This window comes from Streptomyces sp. NPDC037290 (genome assembly GCF_055603245.1).
Map to the genome: position 1 here is coordinate 82904 of NZ_JBVJVZ010000010.1, position 25142 is coordinate 108045.

Annotated in this window: 19 protein-coding genes and 5 tRNA genes; 13 read left to right on the forward strand and 11 right to left on the reverse strand. The window is 70.3% G+C overall.

What is annotated here, in order from left to right; all coding sequences use genetic code 11:
* The first annotated feature begins 75 nt into the window (after nt 1-75).
* The gene (locus tag ACZ7HQ_RS29885; protein ID WP_470996366.1) at nt 76-720 is read left to right on the forward strand and encodes a MerR family transcriptional regulator; all 645 of its coding nucleotides are present in this window, start codon (nt 76-78) and stop codon (nt 718-720) included.
* Nucleotides 721-769: 49 nt separating this feature from the next.
* On the opposite strand, the gene ACZ7HQ_RS29890 is transcribed toward ACZ7HQ_RS29885, so the two are convergent.
* The 6 genes from ACZ7HQ_RS29890 to ACZ7HQ_RS29915 form a co-directional block, all read right to left on the reverse strand.
* Nucleotides 770-842: transfer RNA gene (locus ACZ7HQ_RS29890), tRNA-Glu, on the reverse strand.
* A gap of 28 nt (nt 843-870) precedes the next feature.
* Nucleotides 871-942, reverse strand: a tRNA-Gln gene (locus ACZ7HQ_RS29895).
* A 21-nt stretch (nt 943-963) separates the two neighbouring features.
* Nucleotides 964-1036 (reverse strand) — tRNA-Glu (locus tag ACZ7HQ_RS29900).
* 29 nt (nt 1037-1065) lie between these two features.
* Nucleotides 1066-1138, reverse strand: a tRNA-Glu gene (locus ACZ7HQ_RS29905).
* A 21-nt stretch (nt 1139-1159) separates the two neighbouring features.
* Nucleotides 1160-1231: transfer RNA gene (locus tag ACZ7HQ_RS29910), tRNA-Gln, on the reverse strand.
* Nucleotides 1232-1321: 90 nt separating this feature from the next.
* Nucleotides 1322-2053 (reverse strand): HAD family hydrolase, encoded by a 732-nt coding sequence (locus ACZ7HQ_RS29915; RefSeq protein ID WP_470996369.1) that lies wholly within the window; start codon nt 2051-2053, stop codon nt 1322-1324.
* A 41-nt stretch (nt 2054-2094) separates the two neighbouring features.
* Between ACZ7HQ_RS29915 and ACZ7HQ_RS29920 the strand changes: the two genes are divergently transcribed.
* Nucleotides 2095-2379 carry a type II toxin-antitoxin system RelE family toxin gene (locus ACZ7HQ_RS29920; RefSeq protein ID WP_470996371.1) on the forward strand — a complete coding sequence of 95 codons (285 nt, stop codon included), beginning with the start codon at nt 2095-2097 and terminating at the stop codon, nt 2377-2379.
* Nucleotides 2380-2446: 67 nt separating this feature from the next.
* Here the strand turns inward: ACZ7HQ_RS29920 and gltX are convergent, their stop codons facing one another.
* From gltX to ACZ7HQ_RS29935, 3 genes are all read right to left on the reverse strand, one after another.
* The gene (gltX, locus tag ACZ7HQ_RS29925) at nt 2447-3931 is read right to left on the reverse strand and encodes a glutamate--tRNA ligase (protein WP_470996374.1); all 1485 of its coding nucleotides are present in this window, start codon (nt 3929-3931) and stop codon (nt 2447-2449) included.
* On the reverse strand, nt 3924-4709 hold the full coding sequence (locus ACZ7HQ_RS29930) for a fumarylacetoacetate hydrolase family protein (RefSeq protein WP_470996376.1): 786 nt from the start codon (nt 4707-4709) through the stop codon (nt 3924-3926). The genes gltX and ACZ7HQ_RS29930 overlap by 8 nt, the downstream gene beginning before the upstream one ends.
* Nucleotides 4710-5230: 521 nt before the next feature.
* Nucleotides 5231-5425, reverse strand: a complete 195-nt coding sequence (locus ACZ7HQ_RS29935) for a hypothetical protein (RefSeq protein WP_470996379.1) — start codon at nt 5423-5425, stop codon at nt 5231-5233.
* Between the two features lie 568 nt (nt 5426-5993).
* On the opposite strand from ACZ7HQ_RS29935, the gene ACZ7HQ_RS29940 reads away from it, so the two are divergent.
* From ACZ7HQ_RS29940 to ACZ7HQ_RS29985, 10 genes are all read left to right on the forward strand, one after another.
* Complete coding sequence (locus ACZ7HQ_RS29940) at nt 5994-9803, forward strand: sensor histidine kinase (protein ID WP_470996381.1); 3810 nt, start codon at nt 5994-5996, stop codon at nt 9801-9803.
* A 9-nt stretch (nt 9804-9812) separates the two neighbouring features.
* Nucleotides 9813-10226 (forward strand): roadblock/LC7 domain-containing protein, encoded by a 414-nt coding sequence (locus ACZ7HQ_RS29945; RefSeq protein ID WP_023546525.1) that lies wholly within the window; start codon nt 9813-9815, stop codon nt 10224-10226.
* Nucleotides 10227-10338: 112 nt separating this feature from the next.
* Nucleotides 10339-10737, forward strand: a complete 399-nt coding sequence (locus ACZ7HQ_RS29950) for a DUF742 domain-containing protein (protein ID WP_009190816.1) — start codon at nt 10339-10341, stop codon at nt 10735-10737.
* Nucleotides 10718-11293: a GTP-binding protein gene (locus ACZ7HQ_RS29955; protein ID WP_184970470.1), complete on the forward strand. Its 576-nt coding sequence runs from the start codon at nt 10718-10720 to the stop codon at nt 11291-11293. Before ACZ7HQ_RS29950 ends, ACZ7HQ_RS29955 begins: the two co-directional genes overlap by 20 nt.
* Nucleotides 11294-11682: 389 nt before the next feature.
* Nucleotides 11683-14898, forward strand: coding sequence for a sensor histidine kinase (locus ACZ7HQ_RS29960; RefSeq protein WP_470996384.1), 3216 nt, complete (start codon nt 11683-11685; stop codon nt 14896-14898).
* Between the two features lie 10 nt (nt 14899-14908).
* Nucleotides 14909-15322: a roadblock/LC7 domain-containing protein gene (locus ACZ7HQ_RS29965; protein ID WP_004983065.1), complete on the forward strand. Its 414-nt coding sequence runs from the start codon at nt 14909-14911 to the stop codon at nt 15320-15322.
* Between the two features lie 97 nt (nt 15323-15419).
* Nucleotides 15420-15989 carry a DUF742 domain-containing protein gene (locus ACZ7HQ_RS29970; protein WP_470996387.1) on the forward strand — a complete coding sequence of 190 codons (570 nt, stop codon included), beginning with the start codon at nt 15420-15422 and terminating at the stop codon, nt 15987-15989.
* Nucleotides 15970-16551, forward strand: a complete 582-nt coding sequence (locus ACZ7HQ_RS29975) for a GTP-binding protein (protein ID WP_026248371.1) — start codon at nt 15970-15972, stop codon at nt 16549-16551. Before ACZ7HQ_RS29970 ends, ACZ7HQ_RS29975 begins: the two co-directional genes overlap by 20 nt.
* 273 nt (nt 16552-16824) lie before the next feature.
* Nucleotides 16825-18654, forward strand: coding sequence for a serine/threonine-protein kinase (locus tag ACZ7HQ_RS29980; RefSeq protein WP_470996390.1), 1830 nt, complete (start codon nt 16825-16827; stop codon nt 18652-18654).
* A 30-nt stretch (nt 18655-18684) separates the two neighbouring features.
* On the forward strand, nt 18685-21030 hold the full coding sequence (locus ACZ7HQ_RS29985) for an ABC transporter ATP-binding protein/permease (protein WP_470996393.1): 2346 nt from the start codon (nt 18685-18687) through the stop codon (nt 21028-21030).
* Between the two features lie 10 nt (nt 21031-21040).
* Here the strand turns inward: ACZ7HQ_RS29985 and ACZ7HQ_RS29990 are convergent, their stop codons facing one another.
* Nucleotides 21041-21871 carry a hypothetical protein gene (locus ACZ7HQ_RS29990; protein WP_470996396.1) on the reverse strand — a complete coding sequence of 277 codons (831 nt, stop codon included), beginning with the start codon at nt 21869-21871 and terminating at the stop codon, nt 21041-21043.
* Between the two features lie 112 nt (nt 21872-21983).
* Between ACZ7HQ_RS29990 and ACZ7HQ_RS29995 the strand changes: the two genes are divergently transcribed.
* The gene (locus tag ACZ7HQ_RS29995; RefSeq protein ID WP_470996398.1) at nt 21984-23378 is read left to right on the forward strand and encodes a sigma-70 family RNA polymerase sigma factor; all 1395 of its coding nucleotides are present in this window, start codon (nt 21984-21986) and stop codon (nt 23376-23378) included.
* 27 nt (nt 23379-23405) lie between these two features.
* Here the strand turns inward: ACZ7HQ_RS29995 and ACZ7HQ_RS30000 are convergent, their stop codons facing one another.
* Entirely contained in the window at nt 23406-25055 is a 1650-nt protein-coding gene (locus tag ACZ7HQ_RS30000) for a serine/threonine-protein kinase (RefSeq protein WP_470996401.1), read from the reverse strand.
* Between the last annotated feature and the right edge of the window lie 87 nt (nt 25056-25142).

A 25142-nucleotide genomic window follows, 5' to 3' on the forward strand; every position in this document is an offset into this window, starting at 1 on the left:
CCCCTCGTCGGTGAGCGGTGCTATCCAACACCCCGATGCTTGGATAGTGCCGTTATCCAAGAAGGAGCGCAAGACATGCGGCTCGCCGAACTGAGCAGACGCAGCGGTGTGGCCACCGCTACGATCAAGTACTACCTGCGCGAAGGCCTGTTGCCGCCCGGCCGCCAGATCAACACGACGACGGCCGAGTACGACGAGGAGCACCTGCGCCGGCTGCGGCTGGTGCGCGCGATGATCCAGGTCGGCCGGATCCCGGTCGCCACGGTCCGGGAGGTGCTGGGGCACGTCGACGACGAGTCCCTGGGCCGCACCATGCGGCTGGGCGCGGCACTGTGGGCACTGCCGCAGGTGCCGGAGCCGGACGAGGACGACGACTACGTGCGGGCGGCGCACCGGGAGGTGGACGAGCTGCTGGAGACGCTGGGCTGGTCGAACGCGAAGCTGCTGACGTCCATCTCCCCCGCCTACCGCTCCCTGGTGGTGGCGGTGGCCGCGTTCCGCCGGCTCGGTTACGACTGGGGAGCCGAACTGCTCGTCGCCTATGCCCGGTTGATGCACGAGGCGGCGAAACTCGACCTGGACTTCGTGGAGACGCATCCGTCGGAGGCGGAGAAGGTCGAGACGGCGGTGCTCGGGGCGGTCATCACCGAGCCGATGCTGCAGGCGCTGCGCCGGCTCGCACAGGAGGAGGAGTCCGCACGGCGCTACGGCTTCGAGTAGCACCCGGACACGACGAAGGCCCTTCGCTTCGGCGGAGGGCCTTCTGCTGTACCCCCGACCGGATTCGAACCGGCGCTACCGCCTTGAGAGGGCGGCGTGCTAGGCCGCTACACAACGGGGGCGTGGACACTGCGTTTCCGCAGGTCCGAGCTGGTCTACCTGGACTCGAACCAAGACTAACTGAACCAGAATCAGTCGTGCTGCCAATTACACCATAGACCAATGATGGTTTAGACCAGTCAGTACCCCCGACCGGATTCGAACCGGCGCTACCGCCTTGAGAGGGCGGCGTGCTAGGCCGCTACACAACGGGGGCCCTAGCGATCCCGACAAGATCAGGATCAGTACCCCCGACCGGATTCGAACCGGCGCTACTGCCTTGAGAGGGCAGCGTGCTAGGCCGCTACACAACGGGGGCTTTGCAGATAAGCTCTGCGAGCTGGCCTACCTGGACTCGAACCAAGACTAACTGAACCAGAATCAGTCGTGCTGCCAATTACACCATAGGCCACTGGAACTCAAGCCCCTGCGGGGTTCTCGTTCTAGCTTGCTCCTTGGGGTTCCGGCCTTCCGGCCCGCTCCCCTCGGCGCAGGAAGAACATTACCCGAAGGTGGACGGGGCTCCAAAACGGGTATCCGCGCGGACGAGCGCCGGGAGTTCGGCGAGGGTGGAGATCCGGTGCGCGAGGACCTCCCCGGCGGCCCGTACGGACGCCGTCCCGCGGTCGATCCACACGGACAGCAGCCCGGCCTCCGCCGCACCCCGCCCGTCGATCTCCGGGTGGTCGCCGACGTACGCCACCTGGTGCGGAGGCAGGCCCAGCGCCTCGCAGGCCGCGAGGAAGGCGCCGGGCTCCGGCTTGGAGACGCCCAGCTCCGCGGCGCACAGCACGGCCTCGAAGCGGTCGAGGAGACCGAGGGTGCGCAGCTTGTGCTCCTGGACCGTGAGGCTGGAGTTGGACAGCACCGCGTGCCGGTGGGTGGCGGAGAGGGCCTCCAGGGCGGGCAGGACGTCCGGGAAGAGGCTCCAGGCGGCCTCGTAGTGGACCAGGTAGCGCGCGAACCAGGCGTCGGCCTCGCCGTCGGTCAGCTCCCGGCCCGTGAAGACCCGGGTGCGGTCGCGGCGCTGTGTGACGAAGTCGACCTCACCGGCGGAGAAGCGGGCCCACTGGGCGTCGGTGATCTCCCGCCACCGCAGCAGGGCCTGCTCCGGGCTGTCGTACCCGGCGAGCAGCCCTTCCGCCGCCAGATGCGCCCGCATGCCCGCGCGGTCGGCGGTCGTGTAGTCGAACAGGGTGTCGTCCACGTCCCAGACCACGGCTCTGATCGTCATGACACCGACGGTACCGCCGAACGGCTGGCAGACTGGTCGGCATGAGCGTGTACCGCGTCCAGTTCACCGTCGAGGCCCGTGCGACGTTCGACGCCCTGCCCGCTGAGCGCCGGGCCCAGCTGGAGACGGCCGTTCGCCTACTGGCCCGCGATCCGTTCCGGAAGACCTCGACCGCGCCGCTCGGTCCGGACGAGAACCTGCGCAAGGCCTACGTGGCCCCCGGCGCCGTGCTGGAGTACATGGTGGCCGGCGCGATCATGGTCGTCGTCGTGCTGGAGATCTTCGACGAGAGCGCCTACCTGGTCGACGAGGCCGACGCACAGTGACCAACGCGTCAGGGGCGGCACCCGGAACACTCCGGATGCCGCCCCTGACGCATGTGCCGGACAGACCCTAGGCGCTCAGCTTGGCCAGCGCCGCGTCGATGCGGGCCAGCGTCTTCTCCTTGCCCAGGACTTCCAGGGACTCGAAGAGCGGCAGGCCGACGGTGCGGCCGGTGACGGCGACGCGGACCGGGGCCTGGGCCTTGCCGAGCTTGAGGCCGTGGGCCTCGCCGGCGGCCAGGACCGCTTCCTTCAGGGACTCGGCGGAGCTCCAGTCGGCCGAGTCCAGCTTCTCGCGGGCCGTGCGCAGGAGGGCGTCGCTGCCCTCCTTCATCGCCTTCGTCCACGACGCCTCGTCCACGGCGGGTTCGGCGAGGAACAGGAAGTCGACGTTGTCCGTGATCTCCGAGAGGACCTTCAGGCGGGTCTGGGCGTGCGGCGCGATCGCCTGCCACTTGGCCTCGTCGAAGTCCTCCGGCGCCCAGGGGGCGAAGGGGGCCCTCAGCCACGGGCGGCAGCGCTCGGTGAACTCCTTCACCTCCAGCATGCGGATGTGGTCGCCGTTGATCGCCTCGCACTTCTTCAGGTCGAAGCGCGCCGGGTTGGGGTTGACGTCGGAGATGTCGAAGGCCGCGACCATCTCGTCGATCGTGAAGATGTCCTGGTCCGCGGAGAGCGACCAGCCCAGCAGGGACAGGTAGTTGAGCAGGCCCTCGGGCAGGAAGCCCTGCTCGCGGTAGAGGTTGAGGGACGACTGCGGGTCGCGCTTGGACAGCTTCTTGTTGCCCTCGCCCATGACGTACGGCAGGTGGCCGAAGGCCGGGGTCCGCTTGGCGATGCCCAGCTCGGTCAGCGCCTTGTAGAGGGCGATCTGGCGCGGGGTGGAGGAGAGCAGGTCCTCGCCGCGCAGGACGTGGGTGATCTCCATCAGGGCGTCGTCGACCGGGTTGACCAGCGTGTACAGCGGGGCGCCGTTCGCGCGGACGATGCCGTAGTCCGGCACGTTCTCCGGCGTGAAGGTCAACTCGCCGCGGACCAGGTCGGTGAAGGTGATCGTCTCGTCGGGCATGCGGAAGCGGACGATCGGGGTGCGGCCCTGGGCCTTGTACTCCTCGACCTGCGCGGCGGACAGGTCGCGGCAGTGGCCGTCGTAGCCGGAGGGCCTGCCGGCGGCGCGGGCGGCCTCGCGGCGGGTGTCCAGCTCCTCCTGGGAGCAGTAGCAGCGGTAGGCGTACCCGCCCTCCAGGAGCTTCTGGGCGACGTCGGCGTAGAGGTCCATCCGCTGCGACTGGCGGTACGGCGCGTGCGGGCCGCCGACCTCGGGGCCCTCGTCCCAGTCGAAGCCGAGCCAGCGCATCGCGTCGAGCAGCTGGTTGTACGACTCCTCCGAGTCGCGGGCCGCGTCGGTGTCCTCGATGCGGAACACCAGGGTGCCCTGGTGGTGCCGGGCGAACGCCCAGTTGAACAGGGCGGTGCGGACCAGGCCCACGTGCGGGTTACCGGTGGGCGAGGGGCAGAAACGGACGCGTACGGGGGAGCCGGGTGCGCTAGCCACGCTTGACAACCTTGTTGGTGAGAGTGCCGATGCCTTCGATGGTGACGGCGACCTCGTCGCCGACGTGCAGGGGGCCGACCCCCGCGGGGGTGCCGGTGAGGATGACGTCGCCGGGGAGCAGGGTCATGGCCTCGGAGATGTTGACGACCAGGTCCTCGATGCGGTGGATCATCTCGCTGGTGCGGCCGAGCTGGCGCTGCTGGCCGTTGACCGTGAGCTGGATGGTCAGGTCGTTCGCGCGCTCCAGGTCCAGGTCCGTCTCCACCCAGGGGCCGAGCGGGCAGGAGGTGTCGAAGCCCTTGGCCCGGGCCCACTGCTTCTCGCGCTTCTGCACGTCGCGGGCGGTGACGTCGTTGGCGCAGGTGTAGCCGAAGATCACGTCCTTGACGCGCTCGCGGGGGACCTCGCGGCACATGCGGCCGATCACGACGGCCAGCTCGGCCTCGTGGTGCAGCTCCTCGGAGAACGGCGGGTACTGGATGTCGTCGCCGGGGCCGATCACCGAGGTGGAGGGCTTGAAGAAGGCGAAGGGGGTGTCCGGCACCTCGTTGCCCAGTTCGCGCGCGTGCTCGCCGTAGTTGCGGCCGAACGCCACGACCTTGTTGGGGAGCACCGGCGGGAGCAGCCTCACCTTGCTCAGCGGCACCTTCGTACCGGACAGCTCGTGGTCCGCGAACGGGATGCCCTTGATGATGTCGAGGACGAGTTCGTCCTGCTTGTCGCCCTCGACCGCGCCGAAGGCGACGTTCCCGTCGATGGAGAACCTGGCGATGCGCACGGGATCCTTGCGCCCCTCACTGAGAACCGGCTTACTGACGCCCCAGGTTAACCGGTCGGGCGGCCCGGTGTTCGGCCGGTGCGGTGTGGCGGCCCCGCTTTTCCGGTGCGGGAATGACGTGGACCGGAATTCCCGGTTACCGGCTGTTCGGCGCGCGGGGAATTTCGAACGCGGCGCAGGTGGCGGGTCATTTCCACCGGGAGGGCGTGGCCGTGCGAGGCGGGCGCGGGGGCGGGGGCACGCGGGGTGGACGCCCGGGGGCCGGGCGTGCACGAGGCCGGTCCCCCGGCCGGGCGGCGTGGGGGCCAGCGGCGGGAGCGCGTCCTCCCGTGGCTTTCGGATCGCTCCCGCAGGGCGCCGGAATCCGGTCCTCCGCTGCCCCCGGCCCGATATCCGGCGAGAGCGTCACCGATATCCGCCGCGGTGTCCGGGTGTCGTGCGCCGCGCCCCGGGAAAGAGCGCCGTACGAATGGAACAGGCTTCGGAATTCAGCAGGAAAGGCGGGCCGGGAAGCCGGTCGGCTACGCTCCGGCCGGGGCCGCCGCGCCGACGGGGACGTCCACCAGGACCGTGCGCCGCGGGTTCGCGGTCTGGGCGGGGAGTTCGACGGAGTGCTCCGGCAGGTCGGCCGTCTGCAGTTCGCCGGCGTCCTTCAGATGCGCCAGGGTCGTGCGTCGCGGATTGGCGATCTTGTGGAACATCATCGTCGTCTTCACGGTTGTACGAGTCCTGGTTCTGTGTCGGCTGACAGATGCGTCGCTCTTGTAAAGCGTCAGGCTAAACATCCAATTCCCTGCCGCAGGCGCCAATCCCCCACGATTCACGTGTGAGTTTGCTCACGACGTCGCGGACAAATCGGTCAAACCTGACCCGCAACATGCCCCAGCGAAACGGACATTGACCCCCTGAAGCCACCATTCCGCTCCTGATCATGGCGACTGGGACACCCGGCACCAGGCGCCAACTCGCAGAGAAACGCCCGTTATGTCCAGGATCGGCTTCCACGGCTCGTAACCCGGCACTCACAGCCCGTCACGGAGGTCACAGCTCGGGACACGGCCCTTGTTGGAGATCCGGCACTGTGCTGGAATTCCACGGACCGCCGCGGAGATCGAGCCGGCGCACAGGGCGCGACGCAGCGCCGAGCGGCGGTGAGATCAGGGGGGAGCCAGCGCCGGTCACTCAAGACCACCCGGAGGGCGTTTTCAGGGCGCTCTCCACAACGCCGACACCGTGTCCCTCCGTTCACGCGGAGGGGTGCCTGGTCCAGAGGTTGCGACGCTAGTGCAGGGACGTTTCAAGAGGGATGGCAGCGCTTCGGCGGAGCCGGAGTCGCACGACGGGACTGGCCCCATGAAGGGCAGCTCCTCGCCCCAGCACGCCCAGAACCCGGGCCAGGCCCCGTCCGGGGACGGCGGTGAGCGCAGCGGCCGCCCCGGCCTGTCGGCCGCCCAGGGCGGCGGTGGCTCCGGGACCACTCCCACGCCCGCCGTGAAGCCCGCGAAGGGCGGCCCCACCGGCCCCGGCTCGCGCATGGCCCTGCGCAACTGGCGCATCTCCACGCGCTTGGTGTCGCTGCTGGCGCTCCCGGTCATCGCGGCCACCTCGCTGGGCGCGCTGCGCATCAGCGAGAACATGGACGACATCCAGCAGCTCGACAACATGAAGCTGCTGACGGACATGACCAAGCAGGCCACGGAGCTGGCCCAGGCCCTGCAGGACGAGCGCGACCAGTCCGCCGGCCCCCTGGCCCACGGCCTGACGCAGAACGACTACACGGTCAAGGGCTACGAGGAGAAGACCGACCGGGCCCGCGACAACTTCCTCAACGCCTCCGAGCAGATCGACGCGGCCAGCAAGAACGGCAACCTCCAGGGCGTGCGCGACGCACTCGTCGGCCTCGCCAACCAGCTGGACGACCTGGCCCAGATCCGCAAGACCGCCTACACGTCGCAGGGCAACTCGACCCAGACGGTCGAGGCCTACCACCGGCTGATCACCCAGCTGATCAGCCTGTCCTCGGACATGGCCGAGGCGTCCAGCAACCCGGAGATGATCTCGCGCACCCGCGCCCTGGCGGCCTTCTCCACCGCCAAGGAGTACGCCTCCGTGCAGCGCGCCACGATCGCCGCCGCGCTTCCCGCGACCACGGACAAGAAGGGCGACCTCTCCGAGAACGACCGCCTGTACGGCCAGTCCGCGTACGCGAGCGAGAACTCCGAGATCGCGATCTTCCGGAAGATCTACGCCAACAACAACGCCGAGGAACTCCTCAAGCCGATCGACGAGGGCAACCCGACGATCGAGGCCGCGGACACCTACGCCAAGCGCGTCTTCGACCGCGACGGCGGCATCCAGAGGGTGGACGCCCGGTCGTACAAGGACTGGGTGGACGACAGCTCCACCAAGATCGACCAGATGAAGAAGATCGAGCACACGCTGCTCGAGGAGATGGAGCAGAAGGCCCGCGAGCTCAAGAGCGCCACCCAGCAGGACGCCATCATCTCCGGTGCGCTGATCCTGCTCGTGCTCGGTGTGTCGCTGGTCGGCGCGTTCGTCGTGGCCCGCTCCATGATCCGCTCGCTGCGCAGGCTGCAGGAGACCGCCACCACGGTCGCCCAGGAACGCCTGCCCGAGCTGGTCAAGCAGCTGTCGGAGTCCGACCCGCAGGACGTGGACACCTCCGTGGAGTCGGTCGGTGTGCACTCCCGGGACGAGATCGGCCAGGTGGCCGCGGCCTTCGACGACGTGCACCGCGAGGCGGTCCGCCTCGCCGCCGAGCAGGCCCTGCTGCGGGGCAACGTCAACGCGATGTTCACCAACCTCTCGCGCCGCTCCCAGGGTCTGATCCAGCGCCAGCTGTCGCTCATCTCCGAGCTGGAGTCCCGCGAGGCCGACCCGGACCAGCTGTCCTCGCTGTTCAAGCTGGACCACCTCGCCACGCGTATGCGCCGTAACGGTGAGAACCTCCTCGTCCTCGCGGGTGAGGAGCCCGGCCGCCGCTGGACCCGTCCGGTCCCGCTGGTCGACGTGCTCCGTGCCGCCGCGTCCGAGGTGGAGCAGTACGAGCGCATCGAGCTGGCCGCGGTCCCGACGACCGAGGTCGCGGGCCGGGTCGTCAACGACCTCGTGCACCTGCTCGCCGAGCTGCTCGAGAACGCGACCTCCTTCTCCTCGCCGCAGACCAAGGTCAAGGTCACCGGTCACGCGCTGCCCGACGGCCGCGTCCTGATCGAGATCCACGACACCGGTATCGGCCTCTCCCCCGAGGACCTCGCGGCGATCAACGAGCGGCTCGCCTCGCCGCCCACCGTGGACGTCTCGGTCTCCCGCCGCATGGGTCTGTTCGTGGTCGGTCGTCTGTCGCAGCGGCACGGCATCCGCATCCAGCTGCGCCCGTCCGACTCCGGTGGTACGACCGCGCTGGTCATGCTGCCGGTGGACGTCGCCCAGGGCGGCAAGAAGCCCGCTCCGGGCAAGCCCGGCGGTCCCGGCGCGACCGGTGGTCCCGCCGCCGCGCAGGCAGCCGCGGGTGCGGCCGCGGCGCGGCGCGCGAACGGCAACAACGGCCAGGGCGGTGCCCTCGGCAGCGCTCCGGCCGGTGGCGGTCTGCTCGGTGCCGGTCCCGCTCCGCGCGGCCAGGTCGGCGCCGGCCACGGTCCCCGGGCCGCGCTGCCCGGCACGGACCAGGGCGGCCGTCCCGGTGCGCGGGGTGCCCAGGGCGGTCCCGGTGCGCCGGGTGCTCCCGGCGGCCCGCAGCAGGGCCGGCCGGCGCCCACGGGTGCCGGTACGGGCGGCTTCGGCGGTCAGGTGCCGGGTGCTGGGCAGGGCCTGCAGGCCGCGAACGCGGGTGGCTCGCAGCAGGACGCCTTCGGCGGCCGCGGCCCGCAGCGGCCCGGCGCCGGCTCCGACCAGGGCCGCCAGCCCCAGCTGCCGCCGCGCGGCGGTCCGCGGGCCGAGCTGCCCGGCGGTGACCGCCAGCAGCGCACCCCGGACTGGGGCGACACCCAGACTCCGCTGTCGCGTGCCTCGCTGGACGCCCCGCGCGGCCACGACGAGCAGGACCCCACGCACACCGCGCGCATGCCGCGCGTCGACGACCGGCAGGGCCCGGGCTCCACCTCGGAGATACCCCGGATCGACGCTCAGGGCCCGGCCGCCACCGGCGAGTTCCCGCGCCCGGAGCTGAACGGCCTGGGCGGCCCCCAGAACACGGGTCAGTTCGCCCGCCCGGAGAACCCGCAGCAGACCGGCCAGTTCGCGCGTCCCGACGCCCCGCAGCAAACCGGTCAGTTCGCCCGTCCCGACGCCCCCCAGCTGCCCGGCCGGTTCGACCGTGCCGGTGAGCAGCAGGGCTCCGGTCCGTTCGTCCGCCCCGACGTCTTCGGCACGCCGGCTGCGCGTCCGGACGAGACCGCGCACAACACGGGCCAGAACACCGGCCAGTTCGCGGCTCCGCAGGGCTTCGACGGTGGCTACGACGGCAGCTCCACCGGGCGGCACGCGCTGCCCGCCCAGAACCCTGCTCACACCGGTCAGTTCGAGCGCCCGCAGCCGGCCGGCCGGGACGACTTCGGCGCCCCGCGTCCGCCGGCCCAGCAGCAGCGTCCGGCGCACCGTGAACCGGAGGCACTGCCGCCGGCCACCGGACCGGGCGACGGCCGTACCCCGCTGTACGACACGCTGGAGACCAACTGGTTCCACGGCGGTCCGCAGGCGGAGAACGCGCCCGCGCCGCAGCAGCCGCAGGCACCCGCCCCGGCTCCGCAGCGCCCCGCGGCCGGCAACGCCGCCGCCACCGGTTCCTGGCGCACCTCGCCGAACGACGAACTCGTCCGGCAGGCCGAACGTGTCCGGCAGCCCGCCGCGGGTGGGGTCACCACCTCCGGCCTGCCGCGCCGGGTGCCCCGGGCGAACCTCGTCCCGGGCACCGCCCAGCAGCAACAGCACCAAGCCGGTCCGCAGGTCTCGCGTGCGCCTGACGACGTACGCGGGCGGCTGACCAATCTCCGTCGGGGTATCGCTCAGGGCCGTCAGGCCGGCAGCGGCCAGACCGGCAGCTACCCGAGCCCCACTCACCAGCAGGAGCGTTAGTTGAGTCCGATGAGCCAGGCGGCACAGAACCTGAACTGGTTGATCACCAACTTCGTGGACAACACCCCCGGGGTGTCGCACACGGTGGTGGTCTCCGCCGACGGCCTTCTGCTGGCGATGTCCGAAGGCTTCCCGCGGGACCGCGCAGACCAGCTGGCGGCCGTCGCGTCCGGGCTGACCTCCCTCACGGCCGGGGCGTCCCGGATCTTCGAGGGCGGCACCGTGGCACAGACGGTCGTCGAGATGGAGCGCGGCTTCCTCTTCCTCATGTCCGTCTCGGACGGGTCGTCCCTCGCGGTCCTGGCCCACCCCGAGTGCGACATCGGTCTCGTCGGCTACGAGATGGCACTGCTCGTCGACCGCGCGGGGGCGGTACTCACCCCGGACCTGCGCGCCGAACTCCAGGGCAGTCTGCTCCACTGACCGCCCCCGGCACCACCCACCTCACGAAAACACCGTCCGGCCGCCACAATCCCCCCACCGGCCCCGTCAGACGGCTTGACTGACCGACTTGCTGTCCCGCCCGGAGGATTCGATGACCCCGCCCACCGCCCATCATGATCCGTACGCGGAGCCGTACGGGGACGAGGGCGACCAGCCGCTGGTCCGTCCGTACGCGATGACCGGCGGCCGGACCCGGCCGCGCTACCAGCTCGCGATCGAGGCGCTGATCAGCACCACGGCCGACCCGGCAGCGCTCATGGGACTGCTCCCGGAGCACCAGCGCATCTGCCATCTGTGCCGCGAGGTCAAGTCGGTCGCGGAGGTCTCCGCGCTGCTGGCCATGCCGCTCGGAGTGGCCCGGATCCTGGTCGCCGACCTCGCCGAGGCCGGCCTGGTCGCCATCCACCAGCCGGGTGGCGACGAGAACAACGGCGGCGCACCTGACGTGACGCTGCTCGAAAGGGTGCTCAGTGGACTTCGCAAGCTCTGACGCGGGCCGGGCCACCACCTCCGCGAAGATCGTGGTGGCGGGCGGCTTCGGCGTGGGCAAGACCACGTTCGTCGGCGCCGTCTCGGAGATCAACCCGCTGCGCACAGAGGCCGTCATGACGTCCGCTTCGGCCGGCATCGACGACCTCACCCACACCGGAGACAAGACCACCACCACGGTGGCCATGGACTTCGGCCGTATCACCCTCGACCAGGACCTGATCCTGTACCTGTTCGGTACACCGGGCCAGGACCGGTTCTGGTTCATGTGGGACGACCTGGTACGCGGTGCGATCGGCGCGGTGGTGCTCGTGGACACCCGGCGCCTGGCCGACTGCTTCCCCGCGGTCGACTACTTCGAGAACTCCGGTCTGCCGTTCGTCGTCGCCCTCAACGGCTTCGACGGCCAGCAGCCCTACGCCCCCGAAGAGGTGCGTGAGGCGTTGCAGATCGGACCGGACACCCCGATCATCACGACCGACGCCCGGCACCGCGCCGACGCCAAGAGCGCGCTGATCACGCTGGTGGAACACGCCCTGATGGCACGCCTGAAGTAGCACACGCGTACGCACCCAAGTGTGACGGCACATATGGCAGTTGCTGTAAACGATCCGGAGCCGACTGTGGCCTTTGACACGGTCGGCTCCGGTGTTCATAACAGTTCGGCAGAGGAATCCCCCGGCTCCACCACGCGACGCGGTCGCGCAGTACCGCTGCGCTCACAAACGCCCCGCCTTTTGGCGGGGCTCGCTCTTTATGACCGTTTTATCTAGGGCTTACAAGAGGGTCGCTCCGGGGTTTCCGCTGTTTGGAAGAGCACTGGTCCACGTGCTGGAATGCCTGAACTGCCCAATAGTCAAAGACGTACTACGTGGTCGATGGCGAACCGGGCTCTGAGAGACTGCGGCACGACGTAGGTGCCGACCGCCGAGAGGTTGTTGGTCGAGTGAGGCGAAGCAAGAACGGTCCCGAGCCGTCGGCGCGGGGCAACTTCACCCCGCCGCCGCGCGCTGCGGCGCCCACCCCTGTGCCCGGTACGGAACCGGCGGCGGCTCCCACGCCGAGCGGCGGCCGTTTCTCGCCGCGCAACTGGCGCGTGCCGACCAGGCTGAACGCGATCCTGCTGATACCCGTGGCGGTCGGCCTCGTCATGGGCGGCTTCCAGGTGAAGAGCTCGATCGACACCTGGCAGCAGGCACGCGACGCCGAGAACACCGCCCGTCTGGTGCGTGCCGCGCTCTCCTACGCCGACGCCCTCGAGAACGAGCGTGACGTCACCGCGGCGCCCCTGCTGCTGAAGAAGACCGACAGCAAGAGCAAGGCGACCGTCGCCGACGCCCGCAAGGCCACCGACGACGCCGCCGACGTCTTCGACCAGGCCGCGCAGAACATGCCGCAGAAGTCGGGCCTGGTGCGCCGGATGAAGCTGTTCCGCGCGGTCGAGCCCAAGCTCGCGCAGCTCCGGCAGGTCGCGTACACCTCCAAGATGACCGGCGTACAGACCGAAGAGCACTACGTCGACTTCGCCCACCCCCTGATGGAGTTCGCCAACGAGCTCGGTCTGGGCACCGGCAACATCACCTCCTACGGCCGTACCGTCTACGCCATCTCGCTGACCAAGGCGGCACTGTCGCTGGAGCGGTCCATCGGCACGCACCTGCTGGTCAAGCCCGGCCCGGACGCCCCCAACCTGGCGACCCAGCGGGTGTCCCTGTCCTCGTACGCCTACCTCGAGCGCATCGCCGTGGAGGAGTACAAGGGCGGTGGCACCGAGGCCGACGCGCAGAAGCTGAAGGACGAGCAGGCGCAGATCGAGTCGCAGGGCGCCGCGATGGCCGCGGCGGCCAAGCAGCAGAACCCGAACTACGTCCCGCCGCCGTCCGACCCGACCAAGATGGTGGCGCAGCTGGCCACCATGAAGGACACCAGCCTCCTCACCCGCCAGACCCTTGCCGCGGGCGGCATCACGGCCGACAACTGGTACGCGGTCAACACGCTGAAGTACAAGGCCTACCGCCAGATCGAGTCGGACATGGCCGACAAGGCCGTGAACGAGGCCTCCGACATCGCCGACAACGCCAAGACCTCGGCGTTCATCACCGGTGGCGTCGTCGTGGTCGCCCTCCTGCTCGCCTTCATCCTGGCCGGCGCGGTGGCCCGCCAGATGAGCCGCTCGATGCGCCAGCTGCGCAACGCCGCCTTCGGCATCGCCGAGCAGCGGCTGCCGATGCTGGTCGACCAGCTCTCCCGCACCGACCCCGGCCGGGTCGACACCCGGGTCGCGCCGATCCCGATCACCACCAAGGACGAGATCGGCGAGGTCGCCCGCGCCTTCGACCAGGTCCACCGCGAGGCGGTCCGGCTCGCCTCCGAGCAGGCCCTGCTGCGGGGCAACATCAACGCGATCTTCACCAACCTCTCGCGCCGCAACCAGTCGCTGATCGAGGGCCAGCTGACCCTGATCACCGACCTGGAGAACAACGAGGCCGACCCGGACCAGCTGGAGAACCTCTTCCGCCTGGACCACCTCGCGACCCGTATGCGCCGCAACGGCGAGAACCTCCTGGTCCTCGCGGGCGAGGAGCCCGGCCGCCGCTGGGACCAGCCGGTCCCGCTGGTCGACGTGCTGCGCGCCGCCTCCTCCGAGGTGGAGCAGTACGAGCGCATCGAGCTCTCCGGCGTCCCGGAGGCCGAGATCCACGGCCGCGCGGTCACCGACCTCGTGCACCTGCTCGCCGAGCTCCTGGAGAACGCCACCACGTTCTCCTCGCCGCAGACCAAGGTCCGCGTCACCGCGACCCGTCTCCCCGACGGCCGCGTCATGATCGAGATCCACGACAAGGGCATCGGCCTGACGGCCGAGGACTTCGCGGACATCAACCACAAGCTGGCCAACCCGCCGACCGTGGACGCCGCGATCTCGCAGCGCATGGGCCTGTTCGTGGTCGGCCGGCTGTCCGACCGGCACGGCATCCGCGTCCAGCTGCGCCCCTCGGGCGAGCAGGCCGGCACGACCTCCCTGGTCATGCTGCCGGACGCGATCACGCACGGCGGTGGCGGCGAGGCCCCGCTGGACCGCGAGGAGTTCACGGTCTCCCAGATCATCCCGGAGCAGCAGTTCCAGGGTGAGAGCTTCAGCCAGGCGCAGCCGATGCGCACCGCCGCCGAGCTGGGCTTCGACGACAGCCGGTACACGGAGGTCCCCGACGACATCCGTGAGCTGGACCCCGTCGGCCGTTCGCTGATGCGCGAGGAGCGCCGGGCGGCCCTGGAGGCTCAGACACACGGCCAGCACGGCACCGAGCCGCAGCAGGAGTCCGCCGAGGCCTCCGGGTACGGCGACCCGCTGTTCGACGGCCCGCAGGCCTACCAGGAGCAGCGGGCGTCGTACCAGGAGCAGGCCTACCAGGAGCAGCCGCAGCAGACGTACGAGGAGCAGACGTACGCCGAGCCGCAGCAGGCCTCGTTCAACGAGCAGCCGTACGACGAGCAGTACTACGCGCCGAACGGCGGTTACCCGGACCCCGCGTATGCGGAACCGGCCCCGGCCCCGGCCCCGTCCCCGTCCTACCAGGACGACTGGCCGCAGCAGCCGCAGCAGGACGGCTACCGGAACGGGTATCCGGACCATTACGCTCCGGAAACGGAATCCTCGCAGGCCGCTGACGTGAGTGAGCGGAACCGCGTAGGCTTCGACCGTCCGGGACCGGCCTCTCCCGCCGCCCACAAGCTGACCGACGCCGGGCTGCCCCGCCGTGGATCCGCCGCGAGCGGCTCCAACGGCTCGAGCGCCTCCAACGGCACGGCGCGCGTGCAGCAGGAAGCGCCGGCTCCCGCACCGGGGAACTCTCCGGCGGCAGGCGGCGACAGCGACTGGCGTTCGGCGAACGACGAGCGCTGGCAGCAGGCCTCGCAGCTCCGGAAGCCCAAAGCAGGCGGGGTCACCGCCTCCGGCCTGCCGCGGCGGGTGCCCAAGGCCAACCTGGTCCAGGGCTCCGCCGAAACCACCCCCCAGGGGGGCCCACAGGTCTCCCGCGCCCCGGAGGACGTCCGGGGCAGGCTGAGCAACCTGCGTCGGGGCGTCCAGCGCGGACGCAGCGCAGGCAGTGAAACGAACGGCCAGGGCTTCGGTCCTGACAGCACCTACAACCAGGAGCGTTAGTGTGAGCCCGATGAGCCAGGCGGCACAGAACCTGAACTGGTTGATCACCAACTTCGTGGACAACACCCCGGGGGTGTCCCACACGGTGGTGGTCTCCGCCGACGGACTCCTTCTGGCGATGTCCGAAGGCTTCCCCCGCGACCGCGCCGACCAGCTCGCGGCCGTCGCCTCCGGTCTGACGTCTCTGACGGCAGGCGCCTCCCGGATCTTCGAGGGGGGCAGCGTGAATCAGACGGTTGTGGAGATGGAGCGGGGATTCCTCTTCATCATGTCCATCTCCGACGGTTCGTCGCTCGCCGTCCTGGCCCACCCGGAGGCGGACATCGGCCTCATCGGGTACGAGATGGCCCTTCTGGTGGACCGCGCGGGCACGGTCCTCACCCCGGATCTCCGCGCGGAGCTCCAGGGAAGCCTTCTCAACTAGTTATCGGACGATGCGTATTCGCGTCCCGGGGCCGTAAGGTTTCGGGACGCGGCTCCACACGGATGGGTGCCCGGCGCAGTCGGAGGAGGAGAAGAGAGTGGCAACACCCCCAGGCGGTTCGTCTTCGGGCAACTGGTCGTACGGCCCTGCCCAGGGCCGGGGCGACGGTTCCGCGAACCCGTACAACTTCCCCTCCGCGCCCGGTCACCGGCAGCCGTACGCCCCGCAGGGCCCCGGCCCCTCGCCGTACGACCAGCCGCCCGCCCCGCGCATCCAGCCGGTGCAGCCGCAGCGCCGCCCCGAGCCGGCGCCCGCGGCCGCATCGAACAACCCCTTGGTGCGTCCGTACGCCATGACCGGCGGCCGGACCCGCCCGCGCTACCAGCTCGCCATCGAGGCACTGGTGCACACCACCGCCGCTCCGCACCAGATGCAGGGCCAGCTGCCCGAGCATCAGCGGATCTGCAACCTGTGCCGGGAGATCAAGTCGGTAGCCGAAATCTCCGCGCTCCTGACGATCCCCCTCGGCGTGGCCAGGATCCTCGTCGCCGACTTGGCGGAGGCGGGCCTGGTCGCCATCCATCAGCCCGGCGGCGACGAGAACGCCGGTGGCCAGCCAGACGTGACACTGCTCGAAAGGGTGCTCAGTGGACTTCGCAAGCTCTAGCGGCGGTCCTTCCCGCTCCACCACCTCCGCGAAGATCGTGGTGGCGGGCGGCTTCGGCGTGGGCAAGACCACGTTCGTCGGCGCCGTCTCGGAGATCAACCCGCTGCGCACAGAGGCCGTCATGACGTCCGCTTCGGCCGGCATCGACGACCTCACCCACACCGGAGACAAGACGACGACCACCGTCGCCATGGACTTCGGCCGTATCACCCTCGACCAGGACCTGATCCTGTACCTGTTCGGCACCCCCGGCCAGGACCGGTTCTGGTTCATGTGGGACGACCTGGTACGCGGCGCGATCGGCGCGATCGTCCTCGTGGACACCCGGCGCCTCGCCGACTGCTTCCCCGCGGTCGACTACTTCGAGAACTCCGGCCTGCCGTTCGTCATCGCCCTCAACGGCTTCGACGGCAACCAGCCGTACAACCCGGACGAGGTCCGCGAGGCCCTGCAGATCGGCCCCGACACCCCGATCATCACCACGGACGCCCGCCACCGCGCGGACGCCAAGTCGGCGCTGATCACCCTGGTGGAGCACGCGCTGATGGCACGCCTGCGGTAGCCGACCCCCACCTTTCCAAGGGGCCCTTTCCTCCCGGAGAGGGCCCCTTTGCCGTAGCGCCGCGGACGGACGGGGATGCGGCTGGACGCATGAACACTCCGCCCTCTACGGCGTGCGCGACCCAGGATCGCCCGGCGTTCGGCTAGGCGTACCGTATGACGACTGATCACTTCTCGGTGTCCGATGGGCATCCGCCCGCCGAGGGTCCCGCAGGCAGATCTCATGACGCCCTGTGCAGCCGTCCGACGGCCGGGCCGGTGGAGGGTGGGCCTGGTGGGGAAGCATGATGCCGACGATCGGTTGATCGCGGGGCGCTACCGGTTGGTGCGCTACCTCGGCGGGGGCGGCATGGGCCGTGTGTGGCTCGCCCATGACGAGGAACTGGCGTGCCAGGTGGCGGTCAAGGAGATCGCCGTGCCGCTGGACCTCCCGGCGGAGGAGCTGAAGGCCCGCGTCGCCAGAGCCCGGCGCGAGGCCCGCCACGCCGCTCTGCTGCGCGGGAATCCCCATGTACTGACGGTGTACGACTGCGTCGTCGACGCCGGCCTGCCGTGGATCGTCATGGAGCACGTACCCGGAGCACGCGACCTGGAGGCCGTCATCCGCGACAGCGGGCCGTTGACCCCCAGTGACACGGCGACAGTCGGCGTCGCCCTGCTCGACGCTCTGAAGGCGGGGCACCAGGTGGGCGTCCTGCATCGGGACGTCAAGCCTTCCAACGTCCTGCTCACCCTCCTCGAACCGCACGCCCCCGGCTCTGCCGGGCTCGGCAGGATCCTGCTCGGCGACTACGGCATCTCGCTCCAACGCAACGCCGGCGAACCACGGCTCACCGCTGTGTCGGGAATCGTCGGAACCCCCGGCTATCTCGCTCCGGAACGTGCGCGCGGTGCGGAGCCGACACCGGAGTCGGACCTGTTCTCCCTCGGCGCCACGCTCTACTACGCGGTCGAGGGGCACGGCCCCTTCGACCGCAGTTCCTACGTGGCCACGCTCACCGCACTGCTCACCGAGGACCCCACACCTCCCCGTCGGGCCGGTGACCTGGCACCCGTGCTGCTGAAGCTCCTCGCCAAAGACCCGGACCACCGGCTGTCCGCCGACGACGCAGCCCCCCTCCTGCGCGAACTCGCCACCGAGACCGCCCGGGACGCAGAGGACGCGCGGCAGACCGTCACAGGGCTGCCGAGAACACCTCCCCCTCCGCCTGCGCCACCCTCACCGCCACCGCAGCCTCCCCATGGAAAAATCCTCCGCGTCATCGCCGTGGCCGCCGGCGCGTCGCTCGTCGCCGGAGTGGGAATCTGGGCGCTGGTGGCCGGTCTCGGCGGCTCCCGCAAGCCCCCCTTGCACCCGAATCCCACCGGCCCGGTCATGCCCTACGGAGAATCCGTCGGGCTGTCTCAGGAACTGCGTCCCGGTAATTGCGTGAACGCTGTGTGGGTGAAGAAGAAACTCGAAGGTCCACCCCCGAACCTGGGACTGACGGATTGCACGGCGTCCGCCCATGACGGCCAGGTGCTCGATGTCGATCCGGCGAGCTCCCTCAGCGACGCCCAGAAAAACGGCGGCAGTCGCTGCAGAACGCTACTGGCCAATACCGTGAGCGCGATGGCCGACGCGCAACCCTATGCACTCCCCCCAAGCAAAGAGGGCTGGGACAGCGGTGTGCACGCCACCGCCTGCCTGATCTTCGACAAGACCGTCCAGCTCTCGAGCAACGTCGGGCGGTTCCGGAAGGTCGGCGACGGCTCGTACTTTGACACCGGCGCAGTGGGCGACTGCTGGACCACCAAAGGCGACAATTACTACCTTTCCACATGCGATGCGCCGCACGATGCGCAAGTCGCCGGGTACGTCGATCCACCCGCGGGGATGACATATCAAGCGGCCAGCGATGCCGCGGATTCTCTCTGCGAGAACAAGTACGGCTCGAGCTATTCGAATGAGGACTACGACGTCGTGGGATTCATCGGATCGGAGGAGGACTACTGGAAGAACGGTTTCCGGCACATTGAATGCGAGGTCGAGCGGAACGACGGATCGAAAATGACCTCGAGCGTCGTCACCCAACCACCTTCCACCCAGCCCAGGTCCGGGTAGTCGCTGTCGGTCAGAGGTAGAATTCTGCTCATGGGAGCGCGGCCCGGGGTGCCGCCGGCGCCCGAACTCCTTCTCGAGACCGACACGGGTCCCATGGTGATGAGCCCGAGCCGGCGCTACCGCGTCGGGCGGGATCCGGACTGCGAGATCACCATCGAAGACGCCCGGGTCTCCTGGCACCACGCCGTGCTGCGCGCCGATGACGACCACTGGACGCTCGTGGACGAAGGCAGCAAGAACGGCACGTACATCGAGGGCCGTCGGGTGCAGGCGTGCAGTGTCGGGCCCGGCTGCGTCCTCCACTTCGGCAATCCGGCCGGACCGTGTGCCGTTCTCACCTGCCGCGACCGGGAGCCTTTGGCCGAGGAGCGACGAAAGGGGCCGTCCTCCGTGCTGGAGCCCTCGACGACGGGAACCTTCCGCACGCCGACGACGGTACTGCCCCGGCCGAAGCGGACGGTGCGTATCGGCCGTGAGAAGAACAACGACCTCGTCGTCGAGGACGACCTGACCGTCTCGCGCCACCACGCCGAACTGCGCATCCAGGCCGACGGGACGTACGAGATCGTTGATCTGGCCAGCCACAACGGCACGTTCCTCAACGGTCGTCCGGTCCACTACGCCGTGATCGCCGACGGAGACATCGTGGGCATCGGCCGCTCCGCGTTCTGCCTGATCGGCGACGAGTTGCGGGAGTACGTCGACACCGGTGAGGTGTCCCTCTCAGCGCACGACCTGACGGTCACGGTCGACGGCGGCCACAAACCGCTGATCTCCGGGATCTCCTTCACCGTCGGCGCGAAATGCCTGCTCGCGGTGGTCGGCCCGAGTGGCGCGGGCAAGACCACTCTGCTGAACGCGCTGACCGGCCTCCGCCCGGCCGACCGCGGGACCGTGCTGTACGACGGCCGTGACCTGTACCGCGACTACGCAGAGCTGCGCCAGCGCATCGGTCTGGTCCCCCAGGACGACATCCTGCACACCCAGCTGGCCCTGCGCCGGGCCCTCCTCTACGCCGCCGAACTGCGCTTTCCCCAAGACGCCGCCCCCGCCGAACGGGAGGCCCGGGTCGACGAGGTCATTCGGGAGCTCGGCCTGCAGGAACACACCGAGCAGCCCATCCACTGCCTGTCGGGCGGTCAGCGCAAGCGGGTGAGCGTGGCCTTGGAGCTGCTGACCAAGCCGTCGCTGCTCTTCCTCGACGAGCCGAACGCCGGACTCGATCCGGGTATGGACCGGTCGGTCATGGCCATGCTGCGGGGCCTGGCCGACGACCGGCGGACGGTCGTCCTGGTCACTCACAGTGTGCTCAGCCTGCGGCTGTGTGACCGGGTGCTGGTCCTCGCCCCTGGCGGCAGGACCGCCTACTACGGACCGCCCGGGGATGCCCTGGAGTTCTTCGGCTTCACCGACTGGCCGGAGGCGTTCGAAGCCTTCGAGGCCGATCGCGACCGGGACTGGGCGGGAGAGTACCGGCGCTCGCCGCTGCACCGGCAGTACATCGAGGCCGTCGGCGCACGGCGACCCGCTCAGCAGTCTCCGCGAGGCGTGGCGGGGCCGCTCCCGCGGCGCCAGACCTGGACGGCGCAACTGGGGACGCTGGTGCGGCGGTACGTGGCCGCGCTCAGGGCGGACAGGGCCTTCGTCGCCATCATGATCGCGCTGCCGTTCGTGATGGGTCTGCTGACCCGCTCGCTCACCGGGGGCGCCCGGCTGACGCTCGTGTCAGCGACGCGCACGCTGCTCCTCCTCTGCGTCAGTGCCGTTCTGACCGGGGCCGCCAACGCGGTACGCGAACTGGTCAAGGAGCGCGCCATCTATCGGCGAGAACGGACCGTGGGGCTGTTCAGATCCGCCTATGTGATGTCCAAGGTCATCGTCCTGGGCACCATCACGGTGCTGCAGGCCGTGGTGCTCACCCTGGTGGCGCTGGCCGGCATCGGCCTGAACGCACCCGGTGGTCATGGGGTGTTCATGGCGCCACTGCCGGAGATCACGCTCGCCGTGGCGCTGCTGGCCTTCACCGCCATGATGTTCGGCCTGCTCATCTCCGCGCTGGTGAACAAGGAGGAGGTGACCATGCCGTTGCTGGTCCTCCTCGCCATCGTCCAGGTCGTGTTCTGCGGCGCCCTGTTGCCGCTTTCCGGGGCTCGCGGGATCGTGGCCTGGCTGGTCCCCTCGCGCTGGGCACTGGCCGCCATGGCCTCGACCGTCGACCTCGCCCGGATCGACCCCAGCACGGCCGACGCCCTCTTCCACCACACCGCGAGCGCGTGGCTGCGGAGCATGGGGATACTCGTCGTCTTCTCGGCCGCGCTCGGCTACGCCGTCACACGACTTCTGCGCCGCCACGAACCCACGGTCATGCGCCGATGACATGCGGCATTCAGCGTTCGAGGCGTTTGAGGACGGCTCGGCTGTAGAAGGCGGCGACGACGGCCCACACGAAAGCCGCCGAGGCCACGATGAGCGCGACGATCTCGACCGTGGTCGTCCCCGTTCCGCTGCCCGTGCTCGTGCCCTCTCCCTCCTCCGGGTAGGCGCCGCTCCCGGAGGTGGTGGGCGCGGCGCTGGGCGGGGCCGCGGAGGTTGCGGAGGCACCGAGCGCGGTGAACGTTCCGCACAGCGCCGGGGCGGTGGCGTCCTGGGTCTGCGTGGAGTCGTCCTCGCTGGTGCCGAGGGCGTCGTCGTACCGGCCGTGACCGTCGTAGTCGATCCCATGGACGACGAGGACCGCCTTGCCCGACGCCAGCTGGGCCACCGTGTCCCGGTCGAGTGTCACCGTTCGCGCGTAGGCGAAATCGCTTCCCGAGGGGAAGCGGTCCGCGGTGAACGCCCGAGCTGCGCCGGTGTCTCCCCGCACCGTCAGCGACGTCATGATCACACCGTAGGCGGGGGCACCGTCGGTGGCGCTGATCGCCGTCTGGTGGTTGTGCTGCCGCGCCATCGAGGCATCGGGGCACCTGCCTTGGCCGTGGACGTGGATGTGCAGGGCGTGCCAGCTGTTGACCAGGCCGGCGGTCGTGACCGTGACCTGCGCCTGGGTGCCGTTGACCTGCAGCGTGGCCAGACCCGAGCCGTTGACCCGATTGGTGGGGACCGGCCCCAGGACGGCCTGGTACCGCCGGACGTCGTCCCGCTGTGCGACGGTGGCCCCGGGTGCCGCGGTGAACGCCACGGCCGCGAACGCCGCGGCGGTGCAGAGCGCTCTTCTCACGCTGTCTCCTCGCTGTCCCGAGTCCGCGACGGAAAGTAGGCGATCCTTTACAGAGGGTCATACATTCATAACATGACATGCCAAGACGGCTCATTTCGGTGGTGATCGCCTCATGCCAGGGATGGCGCCCGGTGAGCGCAGCGGCTCCGGCCCGGACGAGGAGCTGCTGCTGGCCATGTACGCCGAGCACCACGGGGCCTTGCTGAACGACGCCTTGGATCTCACCTCGGGCGACCGGCAGCGGGCGGAGGCGCTGGTGCAGGAGACGCTCCTGCGGGCGTGGCGCGACCCCGAGGCCTTCGATCCGAAGCGGGAGTCCGCCCGTGCGTGGCTGCGCTCGGTCCTGCACGGCCTGGCCACCGACACGGGAGCGGCGGCCCGCACGGGGAAGCCCGTCCCTGCACCTGCCGAGCAGCTCACCCCGGAGCGGGAACGCGGCCGGTCCGTGCAGAGCCGCCGCGTGGCCGAGGCCGTGCGTGCCCTCGTCCCCACCCATCGCGCCGCGCTCGTGGAGACGCACTACCGCGGCGGGAGCCTGGCCGAGACCGCTGAGGCGCTCGGCGTTCCCGTCGGCACGGTGAAGGCCCGTCTCTATCACGCGCTGACGACGCTGCGCACCCAGCTGTCCGAGCCGGGCACCAGCCTCGGCCCCGCTCCCGCGGACGGTACGACGGCCGCGCGCGGGGAAACGGCGGCCGGGTCCTTCGCCCCGGACGAGGCTGAAGAGGCCGACGAGAGGCGCACCCGCACCTCAGGCTTCGACCCCGCTCGGCTCTCGCTGGGCGCATCCGTGCTCGGCAAGCTGTCACCGGACGACGAACGAGAGCTGGCCGCCCACCTCGCGAGCTGCGCCGACTGCCGTGCGGAACGTGACGCACTGGCCGCGCTCGTCCCCGTGCTCGACACCATCAGCGAGACGGACGTGGTCTCGGGGCCCGGGGCCCCTGCCGCGGCCGGGCCCGGCGGCACCGTGTCGGGTGCACCCGAGGGCCCCGGGCGGGCCGGGCCCGGTGAGGACGACGAGACGCGGCCCGGCCGGGCCGCGGTCGACGAGCTGCTTCGGCGGGCTCGCGACCGGCAGCGCGCCGAGCGGCGACGGTGGTGTGCCGCCGCGGTCCTCGGGGCGGTACTCGTCGCTGCGCTGGCCGGGCTGACCGTGTCACGGTTGTCGGCCCCCGGCAGCACGTCCCGGATCGGTAGGGCGGGCACCCGGTCCTTCAGCTACTCCGACCGTGTCACGGGCGTGAGCGCCACGGTGACCACCGCCCCCACGCCCTGGGGCAGTGAAGTACGGCTCAAGGTCTCCGGGCTTCCCGCCGCAACGCCCTGCAAGCTGGTCGCCGTCGGCCTGGAGGGCAGCCAGGAGGTCGCCGCCACCTGGCTCGCGGGCAACGGCACCGACACCGTCCCGGTCCCCGGCGCGTTCTCGAAGGGCGTGGACATGATCGCCCGCTTCGACATCAGGACGAGTACGGATCAGACACTGCTGTCCGTCCAGAGGAGCTGATCTCTGCCCGGCCGCGGTACCGGGCGCTCAGTGGTTGCGTGACCACCACTGATACAGCGCCGGCAACGGGGAGCCGCTGACGATGCTGAGGGTCGCCCGGCGGTCGTCGGACCAGGCCAGCGCCGGGGCGCCTCGGTCGGTGAAGCAGTACAGCGTCCCGGAGGCGACCGTGCTGCCGGGCGGCCAGTTCTGCGCCACGGGCCCGGGGCCTGTGCAGGGGCCCCTCCCGGCCCGGGCGGTCCGCGCGGCGACGGCCTGGTCCAGCGAGTCCGGACCGTCGAACCTGTAGAGGTTCGCCGTGGTCGGCTCGCCGCGCGAGCTGCCGGTACCGACCGGGCAGTGCACGGCGGCGAGGACCGCGCTGTCCTTCGTCTCGACGCTCTGCATCGGCTGGCAGTCATGGACGAAGTGCGCGGCCTGCTGCAGTCGTTGCTCGACCGGGCTGAACGTCTCGTCGGTGTCGTCGTCCGGCGGAAGGGCCGTGGTGAACAGGGCCGACAGGGTGTCCGGGGCAGGCCCCGGTGTGGAGTTGCCCGAGGAGGCCGGGGGGACGGTCGTCGGCGGCGCGGGCGCGTGCGAGGACCGCAGGCCGAAGGCGAGCAGTCCGGCCAGTCCGAAGCACAGCACCCCGACCACCGCGCCGGCGATCGGCAGCGCCTCACGGCTGAGCAGCGGCTTCCGGAGACGGGGCAGCGGTGACTCGCCGTCATCCCGGTGCCCGTCGTCATCCGGGTCCGTGCCGTCGTCCGTGGTGCGCCGCCACTCGGTGTGGCGCTCCGTCACGCGGCCCAGGTGCGCTACGAGCTCGCCTGCCGTCGGGTAGCGCTCGTCGGGCCGTTTCGCCATGCCCTTGGCGACGATGTCGTCCAGTTCCCTCGGGAGCCCGGGGGCGGCCTCCGAGACACGAGGGGGCGGCACCTCGATATGGGCATGGCACTGGGCGGCGAACTCGTGCCCGGGGAACGGCGTACGACCGGTCAGGCACTCATAGAGCACGCAGGCCAGCGAGTAGACGTCGATACGCGTGTCCGTGCCGATGCCCAGGAAGCGCTCCGGAGCCATGTACTCCGCGGTTCCGACCGCCTGGGTGGGCGCCGTGAGGGTCGTACCGGTTCCGGAGCGGGCGATACCGAAGTCAGCCAGGTAGACGAAGGGGCCGCCGTGGTGTCTCGGACTGAGCAGGATGTTCGACGGCTTGACGTCCCGGTGCGTCACCTTGGCCGCGTGAGCGGCGTCGAGGGCCTCGGCGACCTGCGTGAGGATGTCCGTCGTCCCGGTCAGTGTCAGGGGGCCACGGTCGCGCAGTCTGCTGCGCAGGTCCTCGCCCTCGACCAGCCGCATGTCGAGGTAGAGAAGGCCCTCGATCTCGCCGTAGCGGTGGATGGGGATGATGTGCGGCTCGTTGAGCCGCGCCACGATCCGCGACTCGCGCTGGAAGCGGTGACAGAACTGCTTGTCGAGCCGCACCTCGGGGGAAAGGATCTTGAGGGCGACCTCTCGGTCCTGGCTCAGGTCGTAGGCCCGGTAGACCTGCCCCATGCCGCCCTCGCCGAGGATCTCGCACAGGACGTAGTCGCCGAGTCTGTCGAAGCCCGCGAAGCTGCGCGGTCCCGAACGGTCGCCCGAGGATTCCTCGACGGCCGGGAAACGACGCTCGTCCGACTCCCCGTCGTGCATGATCGGAGCCTCCCAGCTCCGTCGCCGCAGCTCCATCTGATTCTACGTCGGCACCCGGCGGCGGCCGCAAACCGGCCGTGGCCCCGC

What these genes read in the sequence shown, in the direction of transcription:
- ACZ7HQ_RS29965 (WP_004983065.1), top strand. Translation starts at nt 14,909, where the DNA reads ATGAGCCAGGCGGCACAGAACCTGAACTGGTTGATCACCAACTTCGTG.
- ACZ7HQ_RS29920 (WP_470996371.1), top strand. Translation starts at nt 2,095, where the DNA reads ATGAGCGTGTACCGCGTCCAGTTCACCGTCGAGGCCCGTGCGACGTTC.
- ACZ7HQ_RS29950 (WP_009190816.1), top strand. Translation starts at nt 10,339, where the DNA reads ATGACCCCGCCCACCGCCCATCATGATCCGTACGCGGAGCCGTACGGG.
- ACZ7HQ_RS29995 (WP_470996398.1), top strand. Translation starts at nt 21,984, where the DNA reads ATGCCAGGGATGGCGCCCGGTGAGCGCAGCGGCTCCGGCCCGGACGAG.
- ACZ7HQ_RS29915 (WP_470996369.1), bottom strand. Translation starts at nt 2,053, where the DNA reads ATGACGATCAGAGCCGTGGTCTGGGACGTGGACGACACCCTGTTCGAC.
- ACZ7HQ_RS29885 (WP_470996366.1), top strand. Translation starts at nt 76, where the DNA reads ATGCGGCTCGCCGAACTGAGCAGACGCAGCGGTGTGGCCACCGCTACG.
- ACZ7HQ_RS29985 (WP_470996393.1), top strand. Translation starts at nt 18,685, where the DNA reads ATGGGAGCGCGGCCCGGGGTGCCGCCGGCGCCCGAACTCCTTCTCGAG.
- ACZ7HQ_RS29945 (WP_023546525.1), top strand. Translation starts at nt 9,813, where the DNA reads ATGAGCCAGGCGGCACAGAACCTGAACTGGTTGATCACCAACTTCGTG.
- ACZ7HQ_RS30000 (WP_470996401.1), bottom strand. Translation starts at nt 25,055, where the DNA reads ATGCACGACGGGGAGTCGGACGAGCGTCGTTTCCCGGCCGTCGAGGAA.